Annotated in this window: 18 protein-coding genes; 11 read left to right on the forward strand and 7 right to left on the reverse strand. The window is 70.1% G+C overall.

Annotated elements, in window-relative coordinates:
* Positions 1 to 6 precede the first annotated feature (6 nt).
* On the reverse strand, positions 7 to 1,203 hold the full coding sequence (locus tag OG787_RS41750; protein WP_405538762.1) for a DMT family transporter: 1,197 nt from the start codon (positions 1,201 to 1,203) through the stop codon (positions 7 to 9).
* A 73-nt stretch (positions 1,204 to 1,276) separates the two neighbouring features.
* On the opposite strand from OG787_RS41750, the gene OG787_RS41755 reads away from it, so the two are divergent.
* Complete coding sequence (locus OG787_RS41755) at positions 1,277 to 2,179, forward strand: LysR family transcriptional regulator (protein ID WP_369032620.1); 903 nt, start codon at positions 1,277 to 1,279, stop codon at positions 2,177 to 2,179.
* A gap of 110 nt (positions 2,180 to 2,289) precedes the next feature.
* On the opposite strand, the gene OG787_RS41760 is transcribed toward OG787_RS41755, so the two are convergent.
* Positions 2,290 to 2,757, reverse strand: a complete 468-nt coding sequence (locus tag OG787_RS41760; protein ID WP_369032619.1) for a pyridoxamine 5'-phosphate oxidase family protein — start codon at positions 2,755 to 2,757, stop codon at positions 2,290 to 2,292.
* Between the two features lie 115 nt (positions 2,758 to 2,872).
* On the opposite strand from OG787_RS41760, the gene OG787_RS41765 reads away from it, so the two are divergent.
* Positions 2,873 to 3,517, forward strand: coding sequence for an isochorismatase family protein (locus tag OG787_RS41765; RefSeq protein ID WP_369032618.1), 645 nt, complete (start codon positions 2,873 to 2,875; stop codon positions 3,515 to 3,517).
* Here OG787_RS41765 and OG787_RS41770 read toward each other — a convergent pair.
* Positions 3,504 to 3,941, reverse strand: a complete 438-nt coding sequence (locus OG787_RS41770) for a Rieske (2Fe-2S) protein (RefSeq protein WP_369032617.1) — start codon at positions 3,939 to 3,941, stop codon at positions 3,504 to 3,506. The two genes, OG787_RS41765 and OG787_RS41770, sit on opposite strands and share 14 nt — an antisense overlap.
* A gap of 115 nt (positions 3,942 to 4,056) precedes the next feature.
* Between OG787_RS41770 and OG787_RS41775 the strand changes: the two genes are divergently transcribed.
* From OG787_RS41775 to OG787_RS41805, 7 genes are all read left to right on the forward strand, one after another.
* Positions 4,057 to 4,818 carry a HipA family kinase gene (locus OG787_RS41775; RefSeq protein ID WP_369032616.1) on the forward strand — a complete coding sequence of 254 codons (762 nt, stop codon included), beginning with the start codon at positions 4,057 to 4,059 and terminating at the stop codon, positions 4,816 to 4,818.
* Positions 4,815 to 5,198 carry a DUF3037 domain-containing protein gene (locus OG787_RS41780; RefSeq protein WP_369032615.1) on the forward strand — a complete coding sequence of 128 codons (384 nt, stop codon included), beginning with the start codon at positions 4,815 to 4,817 and terminating at the stop codon, positions 5,196 to 5,198. Before OG787_RS41775 ends, OG787_RS41780 begins: the two co-directional genes overlap by 4 nt.
* A gap of 158 nt (positions 5,199 to 5,356) precedes the next feature.
* Complete coding sequence (gene fabG / locus OG787_RS41785; protein WP_369032614.1) at positions 5,357 to 6,118, forward strand: 3-oxoacyl-ACP reductase FabG; 762 nt, start codon at positions 5,357 to 5,359, stop codon at positions 6,116 to 6,118.
* A gap of 17 nt (positions 6,119 to 6,135) precedes the next feature.
* Positions 6,136 to 6,894 (forward strand): SDR family oxidoreductase, encoded by a 759-nt coding sequence (locus OG787_RS41790; protein ID WP_369032613.1) that lies wholly within the window; start codon positions 6,136 to 6,138, stop codon positions 6,892 to 6,894.
* 368 nt (positions 6,895 to 7,262) lie between these two features.
* Positions 7,263 to 8,843 (forward strand): ABC transporter substrate-binding protein, encoded by a 1,581-nt coding sequence (locus OG787_RS41795; RefSeq protein ID WP_369032612.1) that lies wholly within the window; start codon positions 7,263 to 7,265, stop codon positions 8,841 to 8,843.
* A gap of 103 nt (positions 8,844 to 8,946) precedes the next feature.
* A complete protein-coding gene (locus OG787_RS41800; RefSeq protein WP_369032611.1) occupies positions 8,947 to 9,630 on the forward strand; it encodes a uracil-DNA glycosylase in 684 nt (227 codons plus the stop codon).
* Positions 9,631 to 9,750: 120 nt separating this feature from the next.
* The gene (locus OG787_RS41805) at positions 9,751 to 10,350 is read left to right on the forward strand and encodes a hypothetical protein (protein ID WP_369032610.1); all 600 of its coding nucleotides are present in this window, start codon (positions 9,751 to 9,753) and stop codon (positions 10,348 to 10,350) included.
* A gap of 92 nt (positions 10,351 to 10,442) precedes the next feature.
* On the opposite strand, the gene OG787_RS41810 is transcribed toward OG787_RS41805, so the two are convergent.
* Together OG787_RS41810 and OG787_RS41815 are read right to left on the reverse strand one after the other, a co-directional pair.
* Positions 10,443 to 10,943 (reverse strand): hypothetical protein, encoded by a 501-nt coding sequence (locus OG787_RS41810; protein ID WP_405538765.1) that lies wholly within the window; start codon positions 10,941 to 10,943, stop codon positions 10,443 to 10,445.
* 152 nt (positions 10,944 to 11,095) lie between these two features.
* On the reverse strand, positions 11,096 to 11,617 hold the full coding sequence (locus OG787_RS41815; protein ID WP_369032608.1) for a DinB family protein: 522 nt from the start codon (positions 11,615 to 11,617) through the stop codon (positions 11,096 to 11,098).
* A 99-nt stretch (positions 11,618 to 11,716) separates the two neighbouring features.
* Here OG787_RS41815 and OG787_RS41820 point away from each other — a divergent pair, with 99 nt between their 5' ends.
* Positions 11,717 to 12,628: a Gfo/Idh/MocA family protein gene (locus OG787_RS41820; protein ID WP_405538766.1), complete on the forward strand. Its 912-nt coding sequence runs from the start codon at positions 11,717 to 11,719 to the stop codon at positions 12,626 to 12,628.
* On the opposite strand, the gene lnt is transcribed toward OG787_RS41820, so the two are convergent.
* Positions 12,546 to 14,120: an apolipoprotein N-acyltransferase gene (lnt, locus tag OG787_RS41825; protein ID WP_369032606.1), complete on the reverse strand. Its 1,575-nt coding sequence runs from the start codon at positions 14,118 to 14,120 to the stop codon at positions 12,546 to 12,548. The two genes, OG787_RS41820 and lnt, sit on opposite strands and share 83 nt — an antisense overlap.
* Before the next feature lie 175 nt (positions 14,121 to 14,295).
* Complete coding sequence (locus tag OG787_RS41830; protein ID WP_369032605.1) at positions 14,296 to 14,766, reverse strand: nuclear transport factor 2 family protein; 471 nt, start codon at positions 14,764 to 14,766, stop codon at positions 14,296 to 14,298.
* A 90-nt stretch (positions 14,767 to 14,856) separates the two neighbouring features.
* Between OG787_RS41830 and OG787_RS41835 the strand changes: the two genes are divergently transcribed.
* The gene (locus tag OG787_RS41835) at positions 14,857 to 15,504 is read left to right on the forward strand and encodes a DUF4291 domain-containing protein (protein ID WP_405538767.1); all 648 of its coding nucleotides are present in this window, start codon (positions 14,857 to 14,859) and stop codon (positions 15,502 to 15,504) included.
* Positions 15,505 to 15,525 lie beyond the last annotated feature (21 nt).

Here is a 15,525-nt window from a genome sequence, read left to right on the forward strand (position 1 = left end):
CTACGTCTAGGACTTGTCCGCTCGCTCGTGGTGGGGCACGGAAGGCCGTGGTGCTCCGGTTGGGTGCCGGTTGGCGGTTGGCGTGTGTGGTGCGTCCGGCTGCCAGGCGGAGGTGGTGCTCGCATCAGCCGCTGCCGGAGTTTCGGGTGTCCCCGGCCGGGCCACGTCGCGAGTGGGGGGAAGTGGAGCCACGACGACATCGCTGGGGCCCTCCTGCGGGAAGGCACCCGCGGAGCGGCCAGGCCGCGCCCGGCGGCCCGTGCCGACCTGGGTGAGGGCTGCCCCGGCCAGCACCACCACCGCGCCCACCGGTGTCGACCAGGTCAGGGTCTCGCCGAGCAGGGTGACGCCCGCGATCGTGGCGATGACCGGGATGAAGTACGTGACCATCTGGGCGGTCGTCGGGCCAGTCTCCGCGACCAGGCCGTACTGGAGCAGCATCGCGAAGCCCGTGCCCAGTGCGCCCAGGGCGACGATCGCGAGCAGCGGGCCGACGGGGAGGCCGTCGGGTATGGAGGTGAACAGCGGGGTCACCACGGCCAGTTGGAGTGTGGCCAGCAGCAACTGGGCGCCGCTGAGCGACAGATGGGAGTGGCCCGAACCCGCCAGTGTGCGGCGGACGTAGATCCAGCCGATCGGGTAGCTGAGCGAGGCCAGCAGGGCCAGTGCCGTGCCCTTCGTGTCCAGGCCGTGGAAGCCCTGCCAGGCGCCGAGGACGGTCAGTACGCCTATGAAGCCCAGGCCGAGACCGGCCACCCGCACCCGTGTCGGACGGTCCTCCGAGAGCGCGACCAGGGACAGGGCCATGCCCCACAGTGGCGAGGTCGCGTTGCAGATGCCGGCGAGCGTGGACGGGATCGTCAGCTCCGCGTACGCGAACAGGGAGAACGGCAGTGCGTTCAGGAGGAACGCGGCCACCGCGAGATGCCCCCACGTGCGTGTGCCCCGGGGGAGTCGCTCCCGCTTCACGGCCAGCGCCGCCGCCAGGACCGCCGTACCGAACAGCAGTCGGCCGAAGGTGACCTGGAACGGGGCGAACCCCTGTGTGCCGACCTTGATCAGCAGGAAGCTGAAGCCCCAGATCAGGGAGAGCACGCCGAAGCGGATGCGCCAGTCCAACGCGGGGAAGCGGTGGGGCGGGGAGGTCGTGGGTGTGGGTGCGAGTGCTGGCGTCGTGGGGTTTGTGGTGATGGCGCGGCTCATGCTCCTACGGTCCCTGAGTTGATCTCGTAGCACAAGCGAGCGTTTGTTCGGCTCATCTCGTAGAATTGCTTACATGTTGAATCTGGAGCGCCTGCGCACCCTCGACGCCCTCGCCCGGCACGGCTCGGTCAGCGGGGCCGCCGAGGGGCTGCATGTGACGACGTCGGCCGTCTCGCAGCAGATGTCCAAGCTGGAGCGGGAGGTGGGGCAACAACTCCTCGCCAAGAACGGGCGGGGCGTGCGGCTCACCGACGCCGGACGGCTGCTCGCCGACCATGCCGCGCGCATCCTGTCCCAGGTCGAGCTGGCCCAGTCCGATCTGGAGGCGCAACGAGGGCAGGTGGTGGGTGAGTTGCGGCTGTCGGCGTTCCCTACCGCCGCGCGCGGACTGTTCCCGGCCGCGCTCGCGGCCCTGCGCGCCGAGCATCCCGGGTTGCGGTTGCGGTCGTGCGAGCTGGAACCGGAGGCGGGGGTTGCCGGGGTGGTGCGGGGGGATCTCGATCTGGCGGTCGTACTCGACTGGTACAACAAGCCGATGCCGTTGCCCGACGGGCTGGTGAAGTCGGCGATCCTCGATGATCCGGCGGATGTGGCGATGCCGGTCGGGCATCCGCTCGCCGGTCGGAACGAGGTGGATCTCGGGGAGTTCGCCGAGGACGAGTGGATCACTTGGGGGGAGGGGGAGTTCTGCCATGAATGGCTGATGTTCACGCTGCGGTCGAAGGGGGTCGAGCCGTGTATCGGGCATCGGGCGGCGGAGACGCATACGCAGTTGGCGTTGGTCGCGGAGGGCCTTGGCGTGTGTATCGCGCCGCTGCTTGGGCGTCACCCTGTGCCTGACGGGGTTGTCACCGTGCCGCTTCGGCAGCGGGTGCGGCGGCATGTGTACGTCGTCTGGCGGGCGGATGCGGATCGGCGGCCGTCGATTCGGGCGGCGGTGGATGCGTTGCGGGTGGCGGGGCGGGGGGTTGGGTAGGGTTTTCGCCCCCGCCGCCCCTACCCGTCCCATCCCTGGGGGCTCCGCCCCCAGACCCCCGCCATCGGCCTGAACGGCCTCGTCCTCAAACGCCGGACGGGCTGAAATGACTACTGCGCCGGCAGTTTGCGGAAGTCCCAGGAGACGATTTTTTCCGGGGTCAGGCGGATCCAGGCGTGTCTGCCGTCGTGGGGCATTTCGTCCAGGCGGAAGTTCTTGCGGGCGAACAGGGTTTCCGGGACGTCCAGTTCGGCGCGCAGTTCTCCTGTGCGAGGGGACTCGCCCACGAACTCGACGGCGCCGGACAGTTCGACGCCGCGCAGTTCGTCGTACTCCTCGCCCGTGTCGACGACGATCGCGACCCGTGGGTCGCGGCACAGGTCGGTCCAGCGCTTGCTGCGGACCACCGAGTACAGCCACATCGAGGTGCCGTCCCAGGCGAACCACAGTGTGCTCACGTGCGGAGCGCCCGCCGCCGAGATGGTGGCGACCCGACAGGTGCGCTGGGTCGTCAGGAACTCGTCCAGCTCGCCCGGTGTCATCATGATCTTCCGGCCTCGGCGCTGAGTGACGGTCATGCGATCCCCCCTCTTGTTCTCCCACGTCGTGTCAGAGGTGATCCTCTGACATCACGTCAGAAAAGAAAATGGGTCGTCTTCCGCCCGGACGTGACGAGCGTTACTCTCCAGCGCCATGCCGTCGTTCGAACAGCTCAGCGAACTCCTCGATCCCGCCACCACGGTCCTGCTCACCGTCGAGTGTCAGCAGGGCGTCGTCGGTCCGGACAGCGCCCTGCCGGAACTCGCCGCGGAGGCGCGGTCGTCGGGGGCGCTCGCCCGGGTCGCCCGGTTGGTCGCCGCCGCCCACGAGGCCGGTGTCCAGGTCATCCACGCGGTCGCCGAGCGCCGGCCGGACGGGCGCGGCGCCAACCGCAACGCCCGGCTGTTCCGCGCCGCCGAACGGCTCCCCGTCCAGCAGCTCTCCGGCACCACCGCGGTGCGTGTCGCGCCGCCGATCGAGGTCGCCGACGAGGACTTCGTCGTACGGCGGCTGCACGGCCTGTCGCCGATCCAGGGCACCGACGTCGACGCCCTGCTGCGCAACCTGGGCTGCCGCACGCTGATCGTGACCGGGGTCTCGGCCAACGTCGCGATTCCCAACGCCGTGTTCGACGCCGTGAACCGCGGATACACGGTCGTCGTGCCCGGGGACGCCATCGCGGGGGTGCCCTCCGACTACACCCCCGCGATGATCCGCAACACCCTCGCGCTGGTCGCCACGGTCGCTACCACCGACGAGGTGCTGGCCTGTCTCAGAGGGAGGGTCAGGCGAGGGTGATCGAGTCCCCGGAGACGGTGATCTCCTCGGCTGCCAGGGCCTCGGTCGCGGGGCCCTTCTTCACGCTGCCGTCCGTGACCGAGAACTCGCTGTTGTGGCACGGACAGGTGATGACGCCGTTGGCGACCCCCGTCACCGCACAGCCCGCGTGCGTGCACTTCGACGAGAACGCCTTGTAGGTGCCGGCCGTCGGCTGGGTGACCACCACACCCTGGTCCGCGAAGATCTTGCCACCGCCCTCCGGGATGTCGGCGGTTTTCGCGAGGGCGGTGCCGGCGGCGGCGCCCTGTTCGGTGGCGGAGTCGGACGCGTCGTCCTCCGACCCGCACGCGGTCAGCGCGACGGCGAGCCCCGCCGCGCCGGCCGCCGCCATGACCGTACGACGGGCCGGTCCCGATAGGGGCTGAAGCGAGGCGCTGCTCATGCTGGCGTTTCCTTCCGAAGGCGTTTTCAGGATCTGTGCGGAGATACGAACCCCGTGTGCGCGCCGTTCAGGCGCGCGGGCATCCGGCCGGGAACAGCCCCAGTAACCTGGGGCGATGCTCAAGGAAGTCATCGCGACCCGCTACATCACGCCCCTGCGTGAGGGCGGATCGCTGCCGGGACTCGTCGAGGCCGACGATCTCGGGACGTATGTGCTCAAGTTCAGGGGTGCGGGGCAGGGGCGTAAGACGCTCGTCGCCGAGGTCGTCTGTGGTGAGTTGGGGCGGCGGTTGGGGCTGCGGGTGCCGGGGCTGGTGACCGTCGGCCTCGATCCGGTGCTGGGGCTCGGCGAGCCCGATGAGCAGGTGCAGGGGCTGCTCAGGGGGAGCGGTGGCACCAATCTCGGCATGGACTTCCTGTCGGGGGCTCTCGGGTTCGACCCGCTCGCCTTCGAGGTGGGCGCCGAGGAGGCCGGGCGGGTGGTGTGGTTCGACGCGCTCGTCAACAACGTCGACCGGTCCTGGCGCAACCCCAACCTGCTGATGTGGCACGGCCAGTTGTGGCTCATCGACCATGGCGCCACCATGATCTGGCATCACCACTGGCCCGGCGCCCGGGCCTCCGCCGCCAAGCCGTACGACGTCTCCGAGCACGCCCTCGCGCGGTTCGGCCCGGACATCGCCTCGGCCGCCGCCGAACTGGCGCCGCTGGTCACCGAGGAACTGCTCGCCGAGGTGACCGCCGAGATCCCCGACGCCTGGCTCGCGGACGAACCCGGGTTCGACTCGCCGGACGCGCTCCGCCGGGCCTACGCGGAGCCGCTCCTCGCGCGCGCGGCCGTCATCCACGAGCGGATCACCCATGGGGGGAGCGCATGAGCGAGCGGGACGTCTTCGAGTACGCGCTGCTGCGGGTCGTACCGCGGATCGAGCGCGGCGAGTGTTTCAACGCGGGTGTGCTGGTGTACTGCCGCGCCAAGTCCTTCGTCGCCGCGCGGACGCATCTGGACGAGGGCAAGCTGCGGGCGCTGGACCCGGCGGCCGACGTCGACGGTGTACGGGCCGCGCTGCGTGCCGTCGAAGGGGTCTGTACGGGTGGGGTGGCCGCCGGTCAGGCGGCGCAGGACGATGCCGGACGGCGCTTCCGCTGGCTGATCGCCCCGCGCTCCACGGTCGTACAGCCGGGCCCCGTGCACACCGGGCTCACCGCCGATCCACGGGCCGAGGCGGAGCGACTGCTCGACCTGCTGGTCAGGTGATGACAGGCAATGACAGGTAATGGCTCACACCGGCCTGACATGCCGTTGACACGGAGTGTCAGGACTTCTAGCGTCACATGCACCGAAGGTACTAAGCGGTCGCTCACCTGAGGGCGTACCGTGGGCCGCAGGCTTTTCAAGGGCGAGGAGAACCAGCAATGTCCACCACTGAGCAGCGGGTCGCCGTGGTCACGGGCGGTGCGCGTGGCATCGGCGCCGCGACCGCCGTACGACTGGCGGCGGAGGGCCGCGCCGTCGCGGTGATCGACCTCGACGAGGCCGCCTGCAAGGACACCGTCGAGAAGATCACCGCCGCCGGTGGCAGGGCGATCGCCGTCGGCTGCGACGTCTCCGACGAGGCCCAGGTCGCGGCCGCGGTCACGCGCATCGCCGAGGAACTGGGCGGACCCACGATCCTCGTCAACAACGCGGGCGTCCTGCGTGACAACCTGCTCTTCAAGATGAGCGTGTCCGACTGGGACACGGTCATGAACGTGCATCTGCGCGGCGCCTTCCTGATGTCGAGGGCCTGTCAGAAGTACATGGTGGACGCCAAGTTCGGGCGGATCGTCAACCTGTCCTCGTCGTCCGCGCAGGGCAACCGCGGCCAGGTCAACTACTCCGCCGCCAAGGCCGGTCTCCAGGGCTTCACCAAGACCCTCGCCCTCGAACTCGGCAAGTTCGGCGTCACCGCGAACGCCGTCGCCCCCGGCTTCATCGCCACCGACATGACCGCGGCCACCGCCGAGCGCGTCGGCATGGGCTTCGAGGACTTCAAGGCCGCCGCCGCGACCCAGATCCCCGTCCAGCGCGTGGGCAACCCCGACGACATCTCCAACGCGATCGCCTTCTTCACGGGCGAGGCCGCCGGATTCGTCTCCGGCCAGGTGCTGTACGTCGCCGGCGGACCGCTCGACTAGGGCCGGGGGAAACGAACATGAGCACTGTGGAACTCTCGGGCAAGGTCGCCCTCATCACCGGCGCCAGCCGGGGCATCGGCTACGGCATCGCCGAGGCGCTCCTCGCGCGCGGTGACCGGGTCTGCATCACCGGACGCAACGAGGACGCCCTCAAGGAGGCTGTCGAGGCACTCGGTGCCGACCGGGTCATCGGCGTGGCCGGCAAGGCCCACGACGAGGCCCACCAGGCCGTCGCCGTCGAGCGCACCATCGAGGCGTTCGGGCGGATCGACCACCTCGTGAACAACGCCGGTACGAACCCGGTGTTCGGGCCGATCGCCGACCTCGACCTCAACGTGGCGCGCAAGGTCTTCGAGACCAACGTCGTCTCCGCGCTCGGCTTCGCCCAGAAGACCTGGCACGCCTGGCAGAAGGACAACGGCGGCTCGATCGTCAACATCACGTCCGTCGCCGGTCTCTCGGCCTCGCCGTTCATCGGCGCGTACGGCATCAGCAAGGCCGCGATGGACAACCTGACGCGGCAACTCGCGCACGAGTACGCGCCGCGGGTACGGGTCAACTCGATCGCGCCGGCCGTCGTGAAGACGAAGTTCGCGCAGGCCCTGTACGAGGGCCGCGAGGAGGAGGCGGCCGCCGCCTACCCGCTCGGCCGGCTCGGCGTACCCTCGGACATCGGCGGCGCCGCCGCGTTCCTGACCTCGTCGCAGGCCGACTGGATCACCGGCCAGACCCTCGTGGTCGACGGCGGCATCTTCCTCAAGGCCGGAAACAGCTGACGTGGACAACTGACGTAACCGGATCGGTACGAAGTGGGGCGGGCGCTCGTCAGGAGACGGGCGCCCGCTTCGGTTGCCGGTCCACCCGGGCTCGGACGGGTGTTCGTCCCGCCGTCGATTTTTACGTCTGCTTTGCCATTTACCGGAAGATGAGCGGCCAAAAGTCCCTATGTCGACTGACGCAAACTTATGCGCCCCGGCTGACAGAAAAAGCTTCGGTGTCGACGTGCGAGGTCACGCGGTCCGAGCACGGCGTTGTCCGATACGCGCTGATCAAGTGGCCTACCAGGAAGCTGGACCACCTACAGGGGCACTGCGGTATGGTCTGCCGACCGTTGGCTTGGTATGGCAGATCGAGGAGCGTGCACGTGTTCAACCGGAACCGGGGCCTGCGGCAGGTTGCGGCAGCCGCGTCCATATCCATGGTCGCCGGATGCGGAGTCTTCTCCTCCGACTCCTCCGGCGACGGGAAGCCCATCGTGGTGGGGACGACCAGTGAGCCCAGCACACTGGATCCGGCGGCGTCCTGGGACAACTCGTGGGAGCTGTTCCGCAACGTCCACCAGACGCTGCTCAACTTCGACACCGGCGGGTCCGAGCTCAAGCCCGACGCCGCCAAGAGCTGCGAGTTCACCGACAGTTCGAGCACGGTGTACAGCTGCGAGCTGCGCGAGGGCCTGACGTTCTCGGACGGGCACAAGCTGGACGCGAAGGCGGTCAAGTACTCGATCGACCGGATCAAGGCGATCAACGTCAACGGTGGCCCCGCCGGTCTGCTGACCAGCCTCGACCGGATCGAGGTGAAGGGTGACCGCGGGCTCGTCTTCCATCTGAACCAGGCCGACGCGACCTTCCCCTTCGTGCTCTCCACGCCCGCCATGTCGATCGTGGACCCCGAGGACTACCCCGCGAAGGCGCTCCGCGAGGACGGCAAGGTCAGCGGCTCCGGGCCGTACACGCTGGAGTCCTACGACGAGGGCGACAAGGCCGTACTCGTCAGGAACGACAGCTACAAGGGCATCGCGGACCCCAAGAACGACGCCGTCACCATCCAGTACTTCCAGCAGTCGTCCGAGATAGCCGACGCGCTGCGGGAGAAGAAGATCGACGTCATCTACCGCGGTCTCGCCGCCGCGGACGTCGTGGACATCGAGGACAACGAGAAGGAGGAGGGGCTCCAGCTCGTCGAGAACGCCACCACCGAGATCAGCTACCTGGTGTTCAACCCCAAGGACCCGTGGTCCAACAAGCGCTCGGTCCGCAGGGCCATCGCCCAGATCGTCGACCGCCCGGCGCTCGCCCACAACATCTACAAGGACACCGTCGAGCCGCTGTACTCGATGATCCCCAAGGGCCTGGTCGGCCACACCACGGGCTTCTTCGACGACTTCGGCAACCCCAGTGCCGCCAAGGCCAAGCAGATCCTCGTCGCCGACGGCATCACCGAGCGCGTCCCGCTCACGCTCTGGTACACGAGCGACCGCTACGGCTCCCAGACCAAGCCGGCCTTCGAGGAGCTGAAGCGCCAGCTGGAGGCCTCCGGCCTGTTCACCGTCACCCTGGAGAGCCGCCCCTGGAAGACCTACGTGGACGGCTACCAGAAGGGCGAGTACCCGGTGTTCGGGCGCGGCTGGTTCCCCGACTTCCCCGACGCCGACAACTTCATCGCTCCCTTCGTGGGCGAACAGAACGCGCTCGGTACGCCGTACACGTCACCCGAGATCACCGGCCAGCTGCTCCCCGCGTCACGCAAGGAGAGCGACCGCGGGGCCGTGGGCGAGGAGTTCGAGGAGGCCCAGCAGATCCTCCTCGACGACGCCCGACTGCTGCCGCTGTGGCAGGGCAAGCAGCATGTGGCGGCGAACGAGGAGATCGGCGGCGCCGAGGTGTCCATCGACCCGGCGACGATGATGGTGATGTGGGAGCTGTACTGGAAGACCAGCTGGTAGCGGAGCCGACGGTTCGAGTACGGCGGACTTCGGGGCCCGTTGTCAGTGGGCGCCGGTAGGTTCTTCGGTGAGTGGAACACACCGCACATCGGAGGAAGTTCACGTGACCGACATCGCCATGCTGCCCGAGTCCTGGCGCGGCGTCCTGGGTGACGAGCTGCAGCAGCCCTACTTCAAGGAGCTGACCGAGTTCGTCGAGGAGGAGCGCGCACGCGGTCCTGTCTTTCCTCCGCGCGACGAGGTGTTCGCCGCGCTCGACGCGACGCCGTACGACAAGGTGAAGGTCCTGATCCTCGGTCAGGACCCCTACCACGGAGAGGGGCAGGGCCACGGCCTGTGCTTCTCCGTCCGTCCCGGTGTGAAGACCCCGCCCTCGCTCCGCAACATCTACAAGGAGATGAAGGAGGAGCTGGGCACCCCCGTCCCCGACAACGGCTATCTGATGCCGTGGGCCGAGCAGGGCGTGCTGCTGCTCAACGCGGTGCTCACGGTCCGCTCCGGCGAGGCCAACTCGCACAAGGGGAAGGGCTGGGAGAAGTTCACGGACGCGGTGATCCGGTCCGTGGCCGACCGTCCCGACCCGGCGGTCTTCGTCCTGTGGGGCAACTACGCGCAGAAGAAGCTCCCGCTGATCGACGAGGAGCGGCACGTGGTGGTGAAGGGGGCGCACCCCTCGCCGCTGTCGGCGAAGAAGTTCTTCGGCTCGCGTCCGTTCACCCAGATCAACGAGGCGGTCGCCGGCCAGGGGCACGAGCCGATCGACTGGACGATTCCGAACCTGGGCTGATCCGGAAGGGGTGAGGCGGGTCGCCGGGCCGGTGCCGTACCGGCCCGCCTGACCGGGATTGTCAGTGCCTGCCGTTAGCGTCGCCAGGGACAGTGGGCAGCGGACAGGGCGGAGGGCGCGGTGACGGAGCGGCAGGAACAGGTGGTGCCGGACGCCATGATGACCCGGATCGGGCAGGCCGTCATGTTGCATCACGGCGGTGACCGCGAGGAGGCCAGGGGGCGCTTCCTGGGACTGTGGGCGGAGATCGGCGAGGACGGCGACCCGCTGCACCGCTGCACCCTGGCGCACTACATGGCCGACACCCAGGACGACCCCTCGGACGAACTGGCGTGGGACCTGCGGGCGTTGTCGGCGGCCGAGGAGCTGTCGGACGAGCGGGTCGCGAAGGTCGTCCAGCACGAGGGGGCGCTCGCGGTGCGCGCCCTGTACCCCTCACTGCATCTGAACCTCGCCGCTGACTACGTCAAGCTGGACCGCCCCGAGGCCGCCCGCACCCACCTCCGCCGGGCCCGCGGCGCGGCCGACGCCCTGGGCGACGACAGCTACGGCGACGGGGTCAGGGCGGCCATCGGGCGGCTGGAGCTGCGGCTGGGGGAGGGGGGCTCCTCCGGAGGGGCGGGCGGGGGAGCGGGCGGGGGTACGAGCGGCGGATCAGGAGGGAGACCGGGGGGCGGTTCGGGCGGGGACTCGTGGGGGCCGCCGCGACAGCGGCCCTAGGCTCCCCGGCTCAGGCCCGCCCTGAGGCGCCCTCGGCACATCCCCGGCCTGGGCGGCCCCGGCACCTCCCCGCCCTCGGGGCCCCGGACGCCTCAACGCCCGTACGCGTCCTTGCAGATGACCGTCTGAGGGCTGTCCTTGCCCCAGCCGCCGTACTTCCTGCCGAGGGCGCACACGTCCGTGTTCTCGCGTACCGGGCGGGACACGTCGGGGAGTTCGACGCGCGGCTGCGTGTGGCGGCGCTCCGGCTTCGGTGGGCGCTGCTTCGGCTTGGTCTGGCGGGGCGGGGGCGCCGGAGCGGCGGCCGGTGCGGGCGGAGGCGCCGCGGCTGCCGGGCGGTGCGGCTCTTCCGGGGCCCGCGGTGCCCGTACAGCCTGCGTGGGCGTGTGGTCGGGGCCGATCAGTTCCAGTGCCTCCCGGGCCGGCGCCTGCACGATCTGCGGTTCGGCCAGGTTCTCCGGGCGGGGCACCGACGCCTGGGACGGCGCCGGGGGCGGGCCGGGAGCGATCGGGTGCTGGACCGTGACGCAGCCGGAGAGAGCCGTGACAGCCACGGTGACAAGGAGCGTTGCGGTGGTCGTCGTTCGATGCACCCGCGCAACTCTGCTGTGTCCGGCCCGATTCGGAACCCGTGGACCAGCGGAGGATGCCCCACACGGGTGATCTCCGGCCCCGTACGGAGGGTGCGGAGCGGCCCCGGCTGACGTCCGTCACCGCCCCGGGGCGCGCCCGCCGCAGGCCGGGCTCAGTCGCCGATCGCTCCGTCGAGCCGTTCCCGGATCAGGTCGGCGTGGCCGTTGTGGCGGGCGTACTCCTCGATCATGTGGGTGTAGAGCCAGCGCAGATTGAACGGCTCGCCGGTGTGCCGGCTCTTGCCACGGGTCAGCTCGTCCAGGCCGAAGTCCGCGGCGTTGCGCCGGGCGACCTCGATCTCGGCCTGCCAGGTGTCGTACGCCTCCTGCCAGCTGTCCGCCTCGGTGAGATGGAACTCGCCGTCCCGGTCCTCCTCGGTGTAGTAGATCGGCCCCGCGTCGTCGCTCACCAGCACCCTGCGGAACCAGCTCCGCTCCACCTCCGCCATGTGCCGCACCAGGCCCATGAGGGACAGTTCGGAAGGCTCCACCGAGGCGGTTCTGAGCTGGGCGTCGGTCAGGCCCTCGCACTTCCATGCCAGCGTCTGCCGGTGGTACTCCAGCCAGCCCTCCAGCATGGTGCGTTCGTCGGCGTTGAGGGCGGGTTCACTGCGCTGCGTCTGCGGCTCTGTCATGCAGGCATGGTGCCCTGTCTCGACCGCCCCCACCACGCGTTTTCCGGCGCCCGTATGCTTCCGGCAGGACCCCGGCAGGCAACCGCTGAAGGAGACCCCGTGAAGGTCGGCTGCATCGGACTCGGTGACATCGCGCAGAAGGCGTATCTGCCGGTGCTGGGCAGCCGCCCCGACGTCGAACTGCACCTCCAGACCCGCACACCGGAAACGCTCACCCGGGTCGCCGACAGCCTTCACCTCCCCCAGGAGCGGCGCCACACCGACCTGGACGCCCTCCTCGCCCAGGGCCTCGACGCCGCCTTCGTGCACGCGCCGACCGTCGTGCACCCGGAGATCGTGACCAGGCTGCTGGAGGCGGGCGTACCGACGTATGTCGACAAGCCGCTCGCGTACGAACTGGCCGAGTCGGAGCGGCTGGTGGGGCTGGCGGAGGAGCGCGGGGTCTCGCTCGCCGTCGGGTTCAACCGGCGCTTCGCGCCCGGGTACACGCAGTGCGCCGACCATCCGCGCGAGCTGATCCTGATGCAGAAGAACCGCATCGGACTGCCCGAGGAACCCCGCGCGATGATCCTCGACGACTTCATCCATGTCGTGGACACGCTGCGGTTCCTCGTTCCGGGCCCGGTCGACGACGTGACCGTGCGCGCACGCACCGAGGGCGGACTGCTGCACCACGTGGTGCTCCAGCTCGCCGGGGACGGGTTCACCGCGCTCGGGGTGATGAACCGGCTCAGCGGCTCGGCCGAGGAGATCCTCGAGGTGTCCGGGCAGGACACCAAGCGTCAGGTGGTCAACCTCGCCGAGGTGATCGACCACAAGGGCCAGCCGACGGTACGGCGGCGCGGCGACTGGGTGCCGGTGGCACGGCAGCGCGGTATCGAACAGGCGGTGCTCGCCTTCCTCGACGCCGTGCGCGCGGGCAAGGTGCTCAGCGCCCGGGACGCACTGGCGACCCATGAACTGTGCGAGCAGGTGGTACGAGCGGTGCGGGAACGGATCGACGCCGCCTGACCCCGCGTCCGCCCTCGACGCAGCCCAGGAGCAACAGGACGAGCACGGCCGCGTACACCGGCCACGCGCCGAGGCGGACGTACGGCGTGACACCCCGGGCCAGCGGTACGTCGTACACCGCCGCGGTGCTCTCGTCGGTGCCGAGCCAGGAGCCGACTCGCTCGCCGCTCGGGCCGTAGACGGCGGAGACTCCGGTCAGCGTGGCGTGCACCATGGGCCGGCCGGTCTCGGCGGCGCGCAGGGCCGCGATCGAGGCGTGCTGCTCGGGGGCCCAGCTGGACTGGAACGAGGAGGTCGACGACTGGGCGATCAGTACGTCGGCGCCGTCCTTGGCGAGGTTGCGGCTCATGTCCGGGAACGCGGACTCGAAGCAGACCATGGGCCCGACGCGCAGCCCGTCCCCGACGTTCATCACGACCTGCGCGCTGCCGCGCCTGCGGTCCTCGCCCGCCGCCTTGCCGACGGAGGTGGCCCAGCCCAGCAGCGAACGCGCCGGAATGTACTCACCGAAGGGCACGAGTCGCATCTTGTCGTACCGGTCACCGGTGGGGCCGTCGGGACCGACGAGCACCGAACTCTTGTAGATGCCGGGCTGGTCGGAGCGTCGTGCGTCCACGTTGACGAGGATGTCGGTGCCGGTCGTGCGCGAGAGCGCGGCGAGCCGTTGTGCCAGATCGGGCCGGTCGGCGAGGTCGTAGCCGACGCTGCTCTCGCCCCAGACGATCAGATCCACGTCCTGACCGGCCAGCCGGCGGGTGAGCGCCTCCTCGCGCGCGAACCGCTTCTCGGCGCTGCCGGACCCGTCGACGATCCCCGGCTGGACGACCGCGATCCGCACCCGGCCGTCCGCCTCCGGACGCGGTGACCACACCCAGGCCGCGGAGGTCACGGCGGCGGTGGCGACGAGCCCGGCCACCGCCGGGACCCGGGACTCGCGCACCGCGACCAGGACGGCGACCGCGACGTTCACGGCGACCACCAGGAAGCTGAGCAGCCACACCCCGCCGACCGAGGCCAGCCGCAGCGCGGGCGCGACCTGCCACTGGCTGGATCCGATCATGCCCCAGGGCCCGCCCAGCCCCTGCCACGAGCGGACCAGCTCGACCATGAGCCACCCCGAGGGCAGCACGACGAGCGCGGCGGCGATCCGCCCGGCCGGGGGCCGCCCCGCCAGGAACCGGCGTACGAGGACACCCCAGGGCGCCCACAGCGCGCCCAGCAGCGCCGCGATGACGAGCGTGAACACATGCAGGCTCGGCAGCAGCCAGTGATGCACGGCCAGCATGAACCCGAGTCCGCCGAACCAGCCGTCGTACGCGGCCCGTCTGCCGGTCGGCGCGGACCGGACGAGCAGGATCCAGGGCACGAGCGCGACGTACGCGAACCACCACAGGGCCGGCGCGGGGAAGGCGAACATCGGCAGCGCACCGGCCAGCGCGGCGGCGACGGAACGGCGCCACGGGGAGGCGATCCAGTGGCCGGGCAGTTTCATACGGCGCCTCCTACCAGTCGGTTCCCCGGACAACTACCCAGTCGGTTACCCAGCCGGTGGGTCCAGTGTGCGCGGTGGAGACGATCTCGGGCCAGCAGGACTCCGGCCAGGGACGGCGGATTCCTCGTATTGGCGTACGGAAGGTCGCCCGGGGGAGGCGCACGAGGCCGGTCGGTCAGCGTTTCGGCGTGCGCCGCCACTTCTCCTGGACGACCACCTCGCGCAGCCGCCAGCCGTCCCGCGTACGGACCAGCCCGAAGGCGTACCGGCCGCCACAGACGAAGTCGGGGGCGGTGGAGCCGGTTTCGCCGTCCCGGTCGGCGAGGCGCATGGGGTTGATGTAGTCGGCCTGGACGCGGGCGGTGTCGCCGGTGTCCTGCTCCAGTAGGTCGAAGCCGACCCGGCGGTTGACGATCAGATGCTGCCGCATCGGGAACAGCTCCATGCTCTGCGCGAGCCACCCGGCGACCTGCCGGGCCTCGCCCTCGATACCGCCGGCCGAGCGGTAGTCCGCCCGCCCGTCCGGCGCGAACAGTCCCACGTACGCCTCCCAGTCGCCGTCGTCCACCGCCACCGCGTACTCGGTGACGAGTCCGTCCAGGGAGAGCCGGTCCATCACGGTCGCTAGCTCCACACGCTGCGTCATCGGCTCAGTGTTGGGCACGGGGCGGGCGGAGCCAAGACCATCGCGGATATTCGGTGGCCGACGGGCGTGTCCGCCTCCGAAGCTGGTCACGTGAACGATCAGACAGTCGAATTGTCCGACGAGCAGGAATCCACCGCCTCCGCCGAACAGGAACCCAGATTCCGCGTACGCGCCCGTCATACGGCGTCCACGGTGACCGTTTATCAGGCCTACGGCCCGGAGATCGGACTCGCGGCGGCGCGGGACGGCCGGTTTCCGGCGGCGTGGAAGCGGGACCGGATGACATGGATCAAGCCGTCCTTCACCTGGATGATGTACCGCTGCGGCTGGGGCGCGAAGGAGGGCCAGGAGACCGTGCTGGCCGTCGAGATCAGTCGGGAGGGGTTCGTCTGGGCGTTGCGGAACGCGTGCCTTTCGCATTACGTCCCCGGTCTGCATGGGGACCAGGCCGGCTGGAAGCGGCAGCTGAGGCGGGCCTCGGCGCGGGTGCAGTGGGACCCCGAGCGGGATCTCCGGCTCAATCCGCTGCCGTACCGGTCCTTGCAGTTGGGGCTTTCGGGGGAGGCGGCGGCGCGGTACGCCGACGAGTGGATCGTCGGGATCGAGGATGTGACGGCACTCGCCGCCGAAATCCATGGGCTCGTGCGAGCGGGGCAACTGGACCTCGCGGCCGGGTTGTTGCCGGTGGAGCGGCCCTACCCCCTCGACGAGGACGTGCTCGCGCATCTGCGACCGTAGATCCATCGCTCATCGCGGAAG

This window comes from Streptomyces sp. NBC_00075 (genome assembly GCF_045041225.1).
In the GTDB taxonomy this organism is placed as follows: domain Bacteria; phylum Actinomycetota; class Actinomycetes; order Streptomycetales; family Streptomycetaceae; genus Streptomyces; species Streptomyces adonidis.